At 39.2% G+C, this 14,811-nt stretch carries 14 protein-coding genes and 2 tRNA genes; 10 read left to right on the top strand and 6 right to left on the bottom strand.

Translation table 11 applies throughout. From position 1 onward, the window contains the following. Positions 1-13: 13 nt before the first annotated feature. Together CWB72_RS19510 and CWB72_RS19505 are read right to left on the bottom strand one after the other, a co-directional pair. A complete protein-coding gene (locus CWB72_RS19510) occupies positions 14-1,252 on the bottom strand; it encodes an amidohydrolase family protein (RefSeq protein WP_138634880.1) in 1,239 nt (412 codons plus the stop codon). A gap of 9 nt (positions 1,253-1,261) precedes the next feature. Continuing rightward, a complete protein-coding gene (locus CWB72_RS19505) occupies positions 1,262-2,644 on the bottom strand; it encodes an amidohydrolase (RefSeq protein WP_138568355.1) in 1,383 nt (460 codons plus the stop codon). Positions 2,645-3,081: 437 nt separating this feature from the next. Between CWB72_RS19505 and CWB72_RS19500 the strand changes: the two genes are divergently transcribed. Beyond that, complete coding sequence (locus tag CWB72_RS19500; protein WP_138568354.1) at positions 3,082-3,444, top strand: DUF3718 domain-containing protein; 363 nt, start codon at positions 3,082-3,084, stop codon at positions 3,442-3,444. A 72-nt stretch (positions 3,445-3,516) separates the two neighbouring features. Here the strand turns inward: CWB72_RS19500 and CWB72_RS19495 are convergent, their stop codons facing one another. Next, complete coding sequence (locus CWB72_RS19495; protein ID WP_138568353.1) at positions 3,517-4,209, bottom strand: DUF445 domain-containing protein; 693 nt, start codon at positions 4,207-4,209, stop codon at positions 3,517-3,519. Positions 4,210-4,366: 157 nt separating this feature from the next. On the opposite strand from CWB72_RS19495, the gene CWB72_RS19490 reads away from it, so the two are divergent. Further along, positions 4,367-5,224, top strand: coding sequence for a fructosamine kinase family protein (locus CWB72_RS19490; RefSeq protein ID WP_138568352.1), 858 nt, complete (start codon positions 4,367-4,369; stop codon positions 5,222-5,224). A gap of 83 nt (positions 5,225-5,307) precedes the next feature. Then, a complete protein-coding gene (locus CWB72_RS19485; RefSeq protein WP_138634877.1) occupies positions 5,308-5,511 on the top strand; it encodes a CPXCG motif-containing cysteine-rich protein in 204 nt (67 codons plus the stop codon). A gap of 28 nt (positions 5,512-5,539) precedes the next feature. On the opposite strand, the gene CWB72_RS19480 is transcribed toward CWB72_RS19485, so the two are convergent. Beyond that, positions 5,540-6,169, bottom strand: a complete 630-nt coding sequence (locus CWB72_RS19480; protein ID WP_138634874.1) for a riboflavin synthase subunit alpha — start codon at positions 6,167-6,169, stop codon at positions 5,540-5,542. 139 nt (positions 6,170-6,308) lie between these two features. On the opposite strand from CWB72_RS19480, the gene CWB72_RS19475 reads away from it, so the two are divergent. The 4 genes from CWB72_RS19475 to CWB72_RS19460 all read left to right on the top strand — a co-directional run bounded on the left by CWB72_RS19475 (position 6,309) and on the right by CWB72_RS19460 (position 8,910). Next, entirely contained in the window at positions 6,309-7,658 is a 1,350-nt protein-coding gene (locus CWB72_RS19475; RefSeq protein WP_138634871.1) for an MATE family efflux transporter, read from the top strand. Further along, on the top strand, positions 7,636-8,637 hold the full coding sequence (locus CWB72_RS19470) for a DUF3080 family protein (RefSeq protein ID WP_138634868.1): 1,002 nt from the start codon (positions 7,636-7,638) through the stop codon (positions 8,635-8,637). The genes CWB72_RS19475 and CWB72_RS19470 overlap by 23 nt, the downstream gene beginning before the upstream one ends. Positions 8,638-8,739: 102 nt before the next feature. After that, a tRNA-Val gene (locus tag CWB72_RS19465) sits at positions 8,740-8,816 on the top strand. Positions 8,817-8,833: 17 nt separating this feature from the next. Continuing rightward, positions 8,834-8,910: transfer RNA gene (locus CWB72_RS19460), tRNA-Val, on the top strand. A gap of 25 nt (positions 8,911-8,935) precedes the next feature. On the opposite strand, the gene CWB72_RS19455 is transcribed toward CWB72_RS19460, so the two are convergent. Both CWB72_RS19455 and msrA read right to left on the bottom strand, forming a co-directional pair. Then, the gene (locus tag CWB72_RS19455) at positions 8,936-9,964 is read right to left on the bottom strand and encodes a sensor domain-containing diguanylate cyclase (protein ID WP_171037365.1); all 1,029 of its coding nucleotides are present in this window, start codon (positions 9,962-9,964) and stop codon (positions 8,936-8,938) included. A gap of 187 nt (positions 9,965-10,151) precedes the next feature. Beyond that, a complete protein-coding gene (gene msrA, locus CWB72_RS19450; protein ID WP_252371599.1) occupies positions 10,152-11,348 on the bottom strand; it encodes a peptide-methionine (S)-S-oxide reductase MsrA in 1,197 nt (398 codons plus the stop codon). A gap of 220 nt (positions 11,349-11,568) precedes the next feature. Here msrA and CWB72_RS19445 point away from each other — a divergent pair, with 220 nt between their 5' ends. The 3 genes from CWB72_RS19445 (at position 11,569) to CWB72_RS19435 (ending at position 14,807) form a co-directional block, all read left to right on the top strand. Continuing rightward, a complete protein-coding gene (locus CWB72_RS19445) occupies positions 11,569-13,083 on the top strand; it encodes a leucyl aminopeptidase (protein WP_138634859.1) in 1,515 nt (504 codons plus the stop codon). A 141-nt stretch (positions 13,084-13,224) separates the two neighbouring features. Beyond that, positions 13,225-13,872 carry a 5-oxoprolinase subunit PxpB gene (gene pxpB, locus CWB72_RS19440; RefSeq protein WP_138634856.1) on the top strand — a complete coding sequence of 216 codons (648 nt, stop codon included), beginning with the start codon at positions 13,225-13,227 and terminating at the stop codon, positions 13,870-13,872. Continuing rightward, on the top strand, positions 13,872-14,807 hold the full coding sequence (locus CWB72_RS19435) for a biotin-dependent carboxyltransferase family protein (protein WP_138634854.1): 936 nt from the start codon (positions 13,872-13,874) through the stop codon (positions 14,805-14,807). The genes pxpB and CWB72_RS19435 overlap by 1 nt, the downstream gene beginning before the upstream one ends. Positions 14,808-14,811 lie beyond the last annotated feature (4 nt).

The following is a 14,811-nucleotide window of genomic DNA, read 5'->3' as shown; positions in this document are numbered from 1 at the left end:
TGCGCAGCTCAGGTTACTTAGTGTATGCTCGCGGCATATCTGAAGGCGTATTATAACGGTCACGTAACTTGTCGTGGCGTGAATCATTTGTATTCACTTTTTCACCGTTGATCCACATTGATTCAATACTTGTACTGAATTCAAATGGATCTGCACTCCAAAGTACTAAGTCAGCACGTTGACCTTTCGCTACTTTACCTGCATCAAGACCAAATACATCTGCAATATTGCTTGTTACTGCTTTTAATGCACCGTCATGGCTCATACCATTTGAAACAGCAATACCCGCATCAAAACGTAGCTGATAGACATTATGGCTGGAGTCTGAACCCACAGCTAAAAGAACTTTAACACCCGCTTTTTCTAGCTCACCTGCCGTTTCTAGACTTGCGTGAAGCGAATCAAAGTCACTAGGAAGATTGCTAACTGCACTTAAGATAACAGGCGTTTTGCTTTCAGAGATCTGAACTTTAACTAAAGGCGCATCTTCTGCATTCCAAAGTACTAAATTTAAGCCAAATTGCTTTTTAACCTTTAATAACTCTAAAATATCTGATGCACGAGACACCTTAGTGATCACAGGAAGTTCGCCTTTTAGTACTTTTGCTAGTACCTGTTCTTCTTTACTAGGCTCGTCTTTCTTATCTTCTTTTTTGTCTTTCTTAGCTAGTTTCTTCTGTTGACCTTCAAGTTTGTCAACCAGCTGCTTTAAAGACACTGCTCGAGAACCGCCGCTCTTTGCACCTAAACGCACAATCAAGGCTGTTTCTGTTGCAGTCACACTTTCAAAGTCGCCGCTTAGATCTGTTACAAAGCTTAAACCTGAGAAAATACTCTCACCACCACGTGGCACAACCACATTTTGTGTTAAACCACCTTTACGCGCATATGGAATTAACGAAGAGCGAGGGTTGAATGCTGTGCTTGCATCAAACATTGCACTCGCTTTCTTGTCATAGCCATCGTTTGAGCGCGAAACGGCACCCACTTCAACTAGACCCACTTGATTCATTGAACCAATGAATCCCGGCGTTAAGATTTTGTCTTGCGCATCGATAGTTACGTCTGCTGAAACTGATGATGGGTTAATCGCAATGATTTTACCGTCTTCGATTAGTACTGTGGCGTCTTTAAGTACACCTTTGTCAGTCATAGTATGAACTGTGGCATTGGTAATTGCCGTAACTTGTGCAAATGCTGCAGAGCTCGCAAGTAAAGCACCCGTTACTAAAGATAAATTAAACTTTTTCATGCTTTACTCCTATCGCTGACCTAACATAAAGTCACTGACTGCTTGATACTTTTCGTCGTTGCGGTCATATACTTTTGCACCATCAACGTAAACTTCTTGTGCTTTACTATAAACGCTGAACGGGTTTTTATCCCAAATTACAACATCAGCCTGTTTGCCCGCTTCAAGTGAACCTGTTTTATCTGCAACACCTAGTGATTTAGCTGCATTGTAAGTGATCCACTTAATTGCATGTTCTTCAGTTAGGTTGAAACCATTTTGGTTCGCTGTGTACATGATTTTTGCAGCTTCTTGGTTTAGACGCTGAATTGTCGTGTCTGAATCTGAATGAACAACAGCACATGAGTTCTTAACTGCATCAACGATAGCAACGTTTTCTTGAACCATGTCATACGCTTCCATCTTGAAGCCCCACCAATCTGGCCAAAGCGCTGCACAGTTACCGTTTTCAGCTAATAAGTCTGCAACTTTATAAGCTTCAATACCGTGGTGGAAAGTACCAGCGTGATAACCAAACTCTTTAGATAGGTCGATCATCATCGCCATTTCTTCTGCTTTATAACAGTGGTTATGGATCAGAATTTCACCGTCTAATACACCACGTAACGTATCGTACTTAATATCACGTTCTGGCGCTGTTGGGTTCAAACCTGCTTTATAAGCTGCTTCATATTGTTCCCAAGCGGCTTTATATTCAGTTGCTTCAATCCAAGCTTGACGGTAGCCTGCCATGTTACCCATACGAGTATATGGCGCAACGCCTTTACGGCCATAAACGCGTTTCGGGTTTTCACCACATGCCATTTTTAGACCGTATGGTGCATCAGGGAATTTCATTGCCTGCATGGTATGTGCTGGCACATTTTTAAGTGTTACTGCACGACCACCAAATAAGTTAGCTGAACCTGGTAAGATTTGTAGCGTAGTAATACCGCCTTCACGAGCACGGTTGAAACCAGGATCTTGCGGCCATACCGAGTGCTCAACCCACACTTCAGCAGTGTTCGGGCTGATCATTTCATTACCATCTTGGTGTGACTCAACCGATGGGCTTGGGTATGCGCCAAGGTGCGAGTGAACATCTATGATACCAGGTGTTACCCATTTACCAGCTGCATTTACTGTAGTATCAGCCTGAACAGCTAAGTCTTTACCTACTTGTTGAATTTTACCGTCAACAATATATACATCAGCACTTTCTAAACGCTCACCCGTGCCTGTCAGTACAGTGGCATCAGTAATTAACACTGATTTATTAGATACTGGCTTATAAGTACTCGGATATGGATTTTTTTCGATTGATACAAACTCTTTTTGCGGGCCTTTATCTTGACATCCAGATAAAGCTGCAGCAAGTGCAAGTACAACCGTAGACATTGCAAATTTTTGCATAAAGTTATCTCAGTTTGTTGATTTTAGTTTGTCATTAATAGGTTACGACGTGTGTAAGTGTCACTGCAATGATTTACGATGAAATATTACATTTTTACGGCCCACTCCTAGATTAAATTAAAAAGGTTTAAAAAGTCAGTTGTAAGAATTGCCTAAAAGTATGTCGTAAATGACACATTTTGCCATATCGAGTTGCAAATAAAGACTTTCAGATAATATAAGGTACAAATAATGAAAATGGAGTGTTAACAATAAAATTTATTAAATTATTTTCTTCTCAAATGTTACAAACAAAGAGAAAAGACCATTATAAAACAACAAGTTAATTAGAGTGAAATATAAAACACATTTCATTACATTCTGTCGATTTTGTTTTACAGCATTCTCAATAAGAACAGGCAATACTAAAACTGTATCTCATAAACACATGGAGCAAAATGATGAATACTTTAACTACATTAGGTGCAACTTTAATTTTAGCGACTTCAACATTTGCAGCTAATGCAAACGCTACGGAGTTCACAGCAGCAGACAATACAATTGGTACTCAGCTTTGTATGGCTGTCGCGAAAGACAATAAAACAAGTCTTCGCAACACAATGCAAAAACTACGAGTTAATAAACATGTTATGACAGAAAAATTAATGTGTAATGACTTAACTGTTGAAAAATTTGCTGCAACTTATGCACTAACTAACAGCGCTAAACATTTAAATATTGACCTGAATACTAGCACTACTATTAGAGACCTTTCAGCTCAACGAAATACTGATGTTTTAGTGGTATCAGGTTCAAAGTAATTTAGGCTTAGTTATTATGTTGTATGACAATAATGCGTCAAATCTCAATATTTGACGCATTCTGTATTAGTGCTATTTGATTATGGCTGCGATGAGACCGAATAGACCACCAAAAACTCCGCCCCAAACAACTAACCAACCCAAATGAGTTCTGATCATATTTTGAATAATGTCTTTCACCATCACAGGTGTTAATTCAGCAAGCCTGCCATCCACCGCTTTTTCAATGGTTGAAAATATTTTATCCGAACCGCCATGGCTAAATAATTCGTCTTTTAGTAGCTGCTTAAACTTTTCCTCTTCGGTAATTTCTATAATCGCCCCTTGCATCTTCTCAGTGAATGACTCCCGCATTGGCTCTAAGGCTTCCTTACCACCGAACATACCTAGCATTGGTCCAAATTGAGACCCTTCAATCACAGTGATCAACTTATCGAATGCCGGACTTAAATCTACCTTCTCAATAACAGGTTTGAGATCCACGTCACCTTTGCTGTCTAGTACCGATTCAATTTTTTCTTTATTAAAGAATTGTTCAAGAATAAGTGAGCGTATAGAGGCTTTGAATTCTTTAAATTTAAGCGTGATCACACCGCTACCATATAAAAATGGGACTTTTTCAAACAACATATGGATTGCGATAAGGTTTGTCATTGCACCAGATAATGCAAATATACCAACTGAAAATAAAATCGGCTGAGAGTAAAAATAGCCGGTTAGTACCAGTAAGCATGCGATTATGTTAGTGATGTAGCTTTTATTCATTTATCCTCCCACGTTCAGGTCACGGATTGTAACTATGCTTTTGCGCAAAATACAGATTCAATCACAAATATCCTGGATATTTTTGTTTGCTTTTATTGAGTTATTTGAAATTTAAACCATAGTTTTAATATCTAATGAGAAAAAGCTGAGCTGTCTTATGTGGCAATGTGTTAAACAACAAGTGTCTGAGGCTATTCATACCCCATTTGAATTAACTAATAAGCAACTTCTCAATACTCATTCTTCTTTTAAACATTTTAAGATACATGACAGTAAACATGAGTTTTTAGTCAAAGTAGCACCCATTGAACAATTTGAATTATTCGAAACCGAAGCAAATGCCAGAGACCTCTTAACCAGAGACTCTGATTTTGTAATCGCTGATACAGTTACACTTGGAAAATCTAAAGAGTTTGCCTTTTTAGTTTTAGAATACCTCGAAGATTTAGACAGTATAGATAACTGGTATTTATGTGGTAGAACCTTAGCAAAAATGCATGTTAAGTGTGAACAGCAAATGTTTGGCTCTGATGAAGACAACTTCGTTATAGGTCAACCTCAGCCTAATCAATGGCATAAGAAATGGCATGTTTTTTTTGCCGAAGAACGCCTTGGTTGGCAACTACAATTACTAGACGAACAAAATACCAAGCTTGTTGATATTGATGAATTTATTCAAATCATAAAGCCACATATTCCTCACCATGTTTCACCTTCACTACTCCATGGTCATTTTTGGAAAGGCAACATTAAGTTTTATAAAGGCAAACCTATGCTGCTTGACCCTGCAAGTTACTATGGTGATAAACATGTTGATATAGCGACAGCAGAACTTTTTGCCACTATGCCCGACTCTTTTTATTCTGGCTACCAGTCAGTCTCATCAATTGAATTATCCCCGATGCTTAGAGACATTTACCAGCTGTATCCTTTGCTTTTATTGGCAAATAGATTTGCAGGTGATTATTTAAATCAAGCGAAGGCCAAGATAAAACATATACTTGAGCAGATCTAAATAATTCAAATAAGCGCAACAATGTAATTATTATGACAGCTGCTATATTTATATTACATTATTTGATTTTTATGGAGGCTTCTATGAAGTCTTTGTATCAAAAACGCATAAGCTGTCCGCATTGTGGACATCACATTTTTGTCAGTTTAGATGCCAGTAATGGCGATCAAGATATGTATGAAGACTGTGCGGCTTGCTGTAACCCAATTCATCTTAATATGCACATTGATTACGCACACAATAAGCTAGAACTTCATGTTGACAGTGATGATGAACAGATCTTTTAAGATCTGTTCCTTTAAATCTTAGCGGTTATTATTGAATATGCTTTCGCATATAGTTTTCTACCGTATTCACTATGGTATATGTTTGCTGGTCGACTTCTATATTTAACTTGTCACCTTTATTAGCGATACCAAGATTTGTGATTGATAATGTTTCTGGAATTAAATGCAACCAGAAGCCAGTATCGGTCATCTCACCCACAGTCAAACTCGCACCATTAATACAAACAAACCCTTTATAAACAATATACTTCAACCACTCTTTTGGAAGGCTCAAAAGTATTCTGCAATTATTTTCTTTAATATCAATTTCTTCGATTTCAGCGGTACAGTGGATATGCCCTGATACTATATGCCCACCCAGTTCAGTACCAAATGTTACTGAACGCTCTAAATTAACAAAGCTACCACGCTTTAATTCACCTAAATTAGTCAACTGTAATGTTTCTTCAATCACATCGAACGTGACTTGCCCCACAACATCTTGTGGATTAAGCTCAAAGCTAACAACCGTTAAGCAACATCCATTTATGGCGATACTCGCACCTAAATTTAAGTGCTGTAAATATTCTGAGCCTACAGAAAGCACTAATTTTAAAACGCCACCAGATAAGTTGGTTGAAATCACACTCGCTTTGGTTTGAATGATACCTGTAAACATGTATGCTCCTAATAAATCGAACGCACATCATACATCAAGCCCAGCTACGGGTTAACCAGCCTTTCAGGTTATTTGTCTATATTTATTAGCTTGATACTCAAAAGACGATTAAAATAAGTATTTTAGCAGTAAGTGCCTTATGAAATTTAGTCTTTGGGAAAGTAAACGCCTTCTCCAACTCGCTGTCCCAGTCTTCTTTGCTCAAATCATTCTCGTATTAATGTCAGTGGTTGACACTATGATGGCTGGCCAGGTCAGTGCAAATGATTTAGCCGCACTATCAATCGCTACAGGCGTACTTAACCCTGTTATTTTTTCATTACAAGGTATATTGCTAGCCCTTACTAGTGTCGTCGCACATTGTCATGGTGCGAAAGACAAGACAGGGATCAAACACTATTTTCAACAAAGTTTATTTTTAGTCGTCTTGTTAAGTAGCATCGTATTCATGTTTCCAATGATTACACCGCTTATCTTTGCTGAATTAGGTGCCGAACAAGCAATAATTTCTACATCTCAAGCATACATAGAATATGTAAAATGGGGTGTACTCGGCTTTTTAGTGTTTAATGTTTACCGTAATGTTTCTGAGGGTATAGGTTTAACCAAGGTTACTTTTTATATCAGTATCATTGGCCTTCTAGTTAATATCGTTGCCAATTATATTTTCATCTACGGTAAATTTGGCATGCCCGCACTTGGTGCTGCAGGTTGTGGTGTTGCGACAAGCTTAGTTGCTTGTGCAATGGCATTGAGCCAAATCGTTTACAGTTTCAATAGCAAAAAACTTCAAGGCCGATGGCTGGTAAGCCGCTTTGAAAAACCTAACTTTAAATCCATGTTTTACCTCATTAAGCTAGGTTTCCCCATCTCAATGGCAACATTTTTTGAGGTTACTCTATTTGCGTGTATTCCATTATTTATTGCTGATTTGGGAGCCGTGATGGTGTCTGGGCATCAGATAGCTGCGAGTGTCACCGCAGTACTGTTTATGATGCCACTCAGTCTCTCTATGGCTATTGCGATACGTATTGGTAACCTTTCAGGCCAACAAGCTTATACACAACTTAAAACGGCTATTTTTACGAGTTTTTGCTTGGCGGCAATGATCGCTTTCTTTGTCGCACTCGTTACATTTATATTAAGAGAGCCAGTTACGTACTTGTATACTCAAAATGAGCAAGTTGCTCAGTTGGCAATGGGGATCATCATCTTAGCGTGTTTTTATCAGTTACCTGATGCCCTCCAAGTTGCTGCCAGTGGAGTGCTCAGAGGCCTTAAACATACTCAGCCTATCATGGGTATCACTTTTTTGTCCTATTGGTTAATAGGTTTCACGCTAGGGTATGTACTGGGAAAAACAAATTGGCTGGTAGAACCTATGGGCGCGAAAGGGTTTTGGATTGGCATTATTGTTGGTTTATCTGTTGCTGCCTGTTTACTCTTAGTTAGTGTGAGGACTCGTCTTGCAAAAATGGTTACTGATTAGTTGTTTACTTATTCTATCAGCGTGTACTGAGCACGCTGTTGATATCAATGAAGATTACAAAACTCGTTTAAATACCGTGTTAGGGGCTGCACCTGACAAACCGGTATTAAATAATATCCAAGTGCCGGTCGTATCTCAGCTTGAATCACAGTTTCAAATTTCTATACTCGAACTTGGCTCTCTGGGCCACTGTAAACTTTCTAACTTAGTTGCAAAAAGAAACAACCAGCTAGGTAAAACGCAAGTTGCCAGTGAGCGGCTAAAGTATCAAATTCAGTTTGTTAAATTTGCTAAAGAGTGTTTAAGTGACTCACTTACAAAAGATGAGGCCTTAAAAGACACGCTTAAGAGTGCAGTTTTAGAAAAGCAGCAAAGCCTAATGAACGAATTTAATTATATGCTTTTCAATGAAGCTGAATTAAAAGGTTTATTGCAGCTTACCAGCGACTTTCTTCCAGCAGACAGCAATAAATACAGTAGCGCTAGCGCTTTAGAAGCGTTAGATAACCTTGTGAATATACGCAAACAAATAACTAACCAAAACATCGACTCTATCGATACATCGTCAATCACTGCATCATTAGAAAAACTGCACCAAAATCGATTTATTAGACAGCTTTTATCAAGTGCCCAGTTGCAAATTGCATACAACCAACAATTTACCGTTTGGGTTTCCGGATTTGACTATATGAACTCTGTGTGTAGAGAAGGAAAAAGTAAAAAAGAGGCGCAGATTCTAAACACTATTTTCAACAAATTTTATTTAAATAAAATTCAGGGGTATCAGGCCGACTTAACAGGTCTACTTGAAGTGACGTCTCCTATGTTGTTTGAATTGTGGCAAGCACATTCGAAACTGTCAGATTTAGTCGATGTTGAAAGTAAGAATTCGTTACTTAACCAATTAAAACAAACAAGCAAAGAGCACGTAATATGGTGGCAAAATTTTTATAAAGCGTGTGACATTAGACCGTTATGAACAAAAAAACTGCAATTAAACAAAATTTTAGCTTCAACGCTTGAACATTTTATTTCAGCGCTATATATTAGCCGCCGTTGCTTAGGAACTTCCTAGCATTGTACAACCGTAGCTCAGTTGGTTAGAGCACTACCTTGACATGGTAGGGGTCGGTGGTTCGAATCCACTCGGTTGTACCAACTATTCCAAATAAAATACAACCGTAGCTCAGTTGGTTAGAGCACTACCTTGACATGGTAGGGGTCGGTGGTTCGAATCCACTCGGTTGTACCAACATATCTGCTTCTTTAAATCATACTCAACCAGAAACGTAAACTCCCAAATTATTTTCTTTTGCAAAATACATGGCTTCATCGGCTACATGAATCAATTTTTTTAGTGATAACTGCTCGTGTGATGACATTAGTGCTACACCGATGCTCACACCAAATCCAAGAGAAGTAATTGAGCTAGAAACCGCCTCTAGAATTGCATGATGAATTCTTTTCGCAACCTTCTCACCTTCATTCGCAGCATTATTTTCCATTAAAATAATAAACTCATCGCCTCCAAAGCGAGCTGTGATATCACTTGCACGTGTCTGCTCTTTGATTACGTTCGCCACTTGCACTAGTAGCTCATCCCCGGCTTTATGGCCTAATTCATCATTGACTCGCTTGAATTTATTTAAATCAATAAATAACACGGAGCAACTCATTTCATTTCTGGCACAGAGCGACAGAAAGTTTTCTCCAGCCTCATTTAAATAAGCACGGTTATGGATTCGAGTTAATTCATCGTGCGTTGCGCTGAATATAAGTTGTTCTTCAAGTTTCACCTTTTCCATAGCAACTGATGTGATCAATGCCGCAACTTCGACAATTTCTATTTCAGCTTCAGTTGGGGCTTTTACTTCATGATGATAAATCGCAAACGTACCCATTACATCTTTATATGAATCAGTGAATGGTATAGACCAACAAGCATGTAGATTTGCTTGTTGAGTAAGTGCTAAATAAGGTTGCCAATTAATATGAGAATTAATATTTTCGATAATCACTGGTTTATTCAAAAATGCCGCGGCACCACAACTACCGACATTTTCACCTATTTTCACACCTTCAATGGCATCGTTATAGAAATCCGGTAAATTATTTTTAGCGCCACTATGTAGGGTATTATGTTCTCTATTTAGAGTAAGAATTGACACCTTACAGCCAGGCAGAAACTGCTCAACCGTTTTAATCACTTCATTTAAAAAAGGCGAAATCTCTGAGCTAAGTGCTAAATCACTCAGTAAGCGGTTAAATTGTCTATGGGCTGTTAATAGAAATAGATTTTGGTCCAAACTACTCACCATTATTTAAAGAAATCGATTAAGACAAAAAAGTGTCATTAGCTTAACTATATATTTTGCTTCTAATACTGAGTATACGCTATAAACCAACAACCGTATCATCAATTTAAGTAATTACTTGAGTTGATTTCTCAAATGATTAGCAGTATTTGGCTACTATTTTCGATAGCCTGATAATTTAAGATTTTGCTTTAAATTCAAGCACAGTAGCATTGATGCAATACCTATTTTTTCCTCTTGGACCTTCGCCTTTAAAAACATGGCCCAGATGAATACCGCTTGATTTAGAACGTATTTCAATTCGTTTCATACCAAAGCTATTGTCGTCATGGTAAGTGACACTGTTTTTTACAGGACGAGTAAACGACAACCAGCCTGTACCAGAGTTGAACCGTTTTGATGTTTCAAACAATGGCGCCCCGCTGAGTTTGTCAATAAAAACGCCCTCGCCTGTTTTCTTGAACAGGTCGTATTCTTTACAAAAAGGTCTGTCAGTCCCTTTTTTAAAAGCAACTTCATAGGCTTCTGAGTTACCCAATTTAAATGCACCTAGCGCTTGATAAAAATCTTCACGGGTCATATAACCCTGAAAACCTGCAGCTTCTTTGCCATTTTCAAAAAATAAAATGGTGGGGGTTGCCCAAGTCGCTGAACGAACCACTAAACCGTCAAGTTGATCTGCATAGCGATAAGTTAATGGAATTGTGCCTTGATAGTCGTTTAGTACGGTAGATTTCAGTTTTTCACAATATGGGCAGTAATTGCGAGAATCAATGATCACCACTTGCTTACCCACCAGCAATGAACTGTTATCAACTTTACTTGGTTTTGTTTGCTTGAACGTCACGCCAGTAGAATGATCAGGGCAATACCCGTTCGGATTTTTAGCAATATAATTTTGGTGATATTCTTCAGCACGATAAAACTGCTCAAGTGGTTTCACTTGGGTCTTTACTTCTCCATACCCGGCCTTGCTTAATAAGCTCTGAAACTCTGTTTTGACTTCATTGATCACTGAGAGCTGCTCAGGTGTGTTATACAAAATAATTGAACGGTACTGAGTACCAATGTCATTACCTTGGCGATTTTCTTGTGTTGGGTCGTGCTTTTCAAAAAAATGTTCAAGCAATGCGCGTGTACTGAGCATATTGGCGTTGTAAGTAACTTTCACAACTTCGGCATAATTATTGTCATCAAAACGTCTTTTACGTTTAATGATCTCTTTGTAGGTGGCTTTAAAGCCACGGCCATCTGCATAACCAGATTCAGCGTCTAGCACACCTTCTAACTGTTCATAGCCTTTTTCAGCCCCCCAGAAACATCCCGACCCCAGCACCAATGTTTGAATATGAGAAGTTGCATTGTCTTTATACATTGCATTTGAAAATAGAGGAAAAAATAGCAACGTAGACAAAATCGTAATTATTACTTTCATTTATTTGACCTAAAATGTGCTTGAAACATATTAACTATGACCTTGTGGATGTGAATTTACTTTCATCCACCGTTTAAACTCGTAAATTGAACGACATTGAGTGTCTTTTTTTACGAATTTAATGTAAAAAGCCAACAAATTATTTATCTAGGAATGTACTATGAAATTTGTTTCACAGATCAGTGCAATCGCGTTAGCAGTTTCTGCTTCAAGCGCATTTGCAGCAGACTTCAATTTCAACTCTAAATTAAGCAAGGGTGATGCGCTTGTTGTTTTCCAAGCAGGCGAAGCAGCAACACAATTTGATTTCTTAGATAGAAATACCAAAAAACAAATTAATCGCGCTATCAAAACAGCTGAATTCAAAGGTGCTTACAGTAAAACATTAGAAGTAATCGCACCAATTGACAGCGATTACGGCCGCATCTTAGTGGTTGGTTTAGGTGAAGAAGACAAGCTTGACTCAGCAAAAATGGCTAAGCTTGGTGCTAACTTACACGCTAAACTTGAAGGTAAAAAAGTAAATAAAGCGACAATAGCGTTTGAAGAAGTAAAAGGCGCAGCGAGCAACGCTGACCTTGCAGCACAACTTGCACACGGTGCAAATTTACGCGATTACACGTTTGAACTTTACAAAAAAGAGCCAAACAAATTTAACGTAACTTACAACATCGATGTTGCTGATAAAAAAGCAACAGCGAAAGCGTACCAGCAACTAGCAAACATCGAAAAAGGTGTATTTTTAGCACGTGATCTAACGTCTGAAGTACCAACTGAAATGACGCCTGTTCATTTTGCAAAAGCTGCAAAAGAGCTTGAGCAATACGGTGTTAAAGTAACAGTATTAGAGCCTGCAAAACTTAAAGAGCTTGGCATGGGCGCACTTGAAGGTGTAGGTCGTGGTTCTAAAGATGGTGCACGTTTAGTTGTTGCACATTATGAAGGTAATAACAGCACGCCAATCGCACTTGTTGGTAAAGGTATTACATTCGATTCAGGTGGTTACAGCATCAAAACTGGTTCATCTATCAACCGCATGAAATCTGACATGGCAGGTGCTGCAGCAGTACTTGGTACTGTTAAAGCAATGGCACTAAGCAAAGCAGACTTAAACGTAGTTGCGGTTATGGGTATGGCTGCAAACATGGTTTCTGAAAACTCAATCGCACCGGGTGATGTACTTCGCACAGCGGAAGGTATTAGTGTTGAGGTATTAAACACTGACGCTGAAGGTCGTTTAGTATTAAGTGACGCAATGTGGTATGCACGTGAATACTACAAGCCAGAGATTATGATTGATGTAGCAACACTTACAGGTTCTAAAATCCGTGCAGTAGGTAACCGTTACTCTGCCATCTTCTCAGAGGACCAAACGCTAGTTGACGAAATCACTGTTGCAGGTAAGCAAGTAAACGAGCCGGTATGGCGTTTACCGTTAGGCTACAAAGACATGCTTAAGTCGCCAATTGCTGACATCACTAACATTGGTTCTGGTGGCCCAGGTGCAACAACCGCAGCATCATTCTTGCAACACTTTGCTGGTAACACACGTTGGTTACACATAGATATCGCGGGTAACGCGTTAACTAGCTCAGCAAAAGATGAAATCCCAGCAGGCGGCACAGGTTACGGTGTTCGTATGCTAAGTAACTGGCTTTTAACTAACAAGCAGTAATAACCGCTTCAGTTAAAACAGTTAATTTAAAAGCCACATCCATTTGCAGATGTGGCTTTTTTGTATTGATGTATCGCTAAGGTACTCAATACTTGCCTGTTATGACACAATAAGAAAATAATTATAATAATCGGAACAACCATGACCTGCGTGCAATGCTATCAACTTAGTGAACAAGCATTAGTTTTATCAATTGACGGATTAATTACTCAGGAAGTACGACAAAAACTCTTTGCGCTCGCACAAACCGCAAATAATACCAATGATTTTTTTGACATAGTTCCAGCCAACTCATCTATTACCTTCTACCTCAATGACTTTACTCGAACTAATTATTGGTTAGAACAACTGATCACCCTATGGGAAAAGAGTGAGCCTGAAGCATTCACCCCTAAAACACATCTAATCGATACCTTCTACGGCGGTGAATACGGCCCTGACTTAAATGAGGTGTCTGAGCTTACTGGTTTAAACCAAAAGCAAGTCATCGAATTACATGCGTCAACAGAGTATCAGGTCGGATTTTTAGGCTTTTTACCTGGGTTTGGTTATTTAGAATCGCTCCCAGAGCAACTTAGGTTGCCTCGAAAAGCCACGCCAAGGGCGCATGTACCTACTCTCAGTGTTGCAATAGCAGAATCTCTTACTGCTATTTACCCGTCGAGCTCACCCGGAGGTTGGCACCTTATAGGCAGATGCGAGCAACCCTTATTTGACCCTTATGCTGATTCTTCTAGCTTGTTAGCACCCGGTGACGTTGTCAGGTTTATTCCAAAGGAGCACCGCTGATGCTAAAAGTGATCAAACCCGGCGTTTTCAGTAGCATTCAAGATTTAGGTCGTCACGGGCATCGTCATTTAGGTGTCTCGCAGTCTGGCGTACTAGATCCAATCGCATTAAAAGCTGGCAATGCACTACTAGGTAATATAGAAACTGCCGCCTGTATTGAAATTACTGTTGGCTTGGCTGAATTTGAATTTACTCAGCCATGCAATTTTGCCATTACTGGGGGCAACCTGAATGCCAAACTCAATTCAAAAGCCCTCTACCCAGGATGGCGTTACCATGCTCGAACTGGTGACATCATTAAATTTACCAGTCACCCAGATTCTTTACGCGCCTATTTATGTGTAGAGAATGGATTTGATGTACCGAAAGTAATGAACTCTCGTAGTACCGACTGCCAAGCCAAATTTGGCGGTTTTGAAGGAAACCCGCTTCAAAAAGATGACTGCATTCCCTTCTCTAAAAGCTTAGCTCCTTGCTCAGAGCTGGCCGTAAAACCCTCTGACTATACAAACGTGGTAAGAGTACTCAAAGGCCCACATTGTGATATCTTGCCAGAGGATTATTTGTTACAGCTTTTATCGCAAACTTGGACAGTCAGCGATTTAAGTAATCGTATGGGTGTCCGTTTAGAACACTCATCATTGTTGACGCACCAAGAAAGCATTGACTCGCAAGGTGTTCACCCCGGCGTTATTCAATTACCGCCAACAGGCACCCCAATTGTTTTGCTCAATGACTGCCAAACAACAGGTGGCTACCCAATTATAGCCTCTGTGATCCAAGCTGATTTGCGTCATTTTAGCCAATTAGCGCCAACTAAAACTTGTCGCTTTGAGCTGGTAGAGTTTGATGTGGCTAACACCGCATTGCAAAAACAAGAACAAAAAATAACGCGATTCAAAATCGCAAAACAACAATTAGAAAATAAGAAGTAACATC

The sequence above is a fragment of the Pseudoalteromonas phenolica genome, from assembly GCF_005886345.1.
Taxonomy (GTDB): Bacteria; Pseudomonadota; Gammaproteobacteria; order Enterobacterales; family Alteromonadaceae; genus Pseudoalteromonas; species Pseudoalteromonas phenolica_A.
The sequence above is the reverse complement of the archived record's forward strand: the minus strand, read 5'-3'. Positions and strand labels throughout refer to the sequence as shown.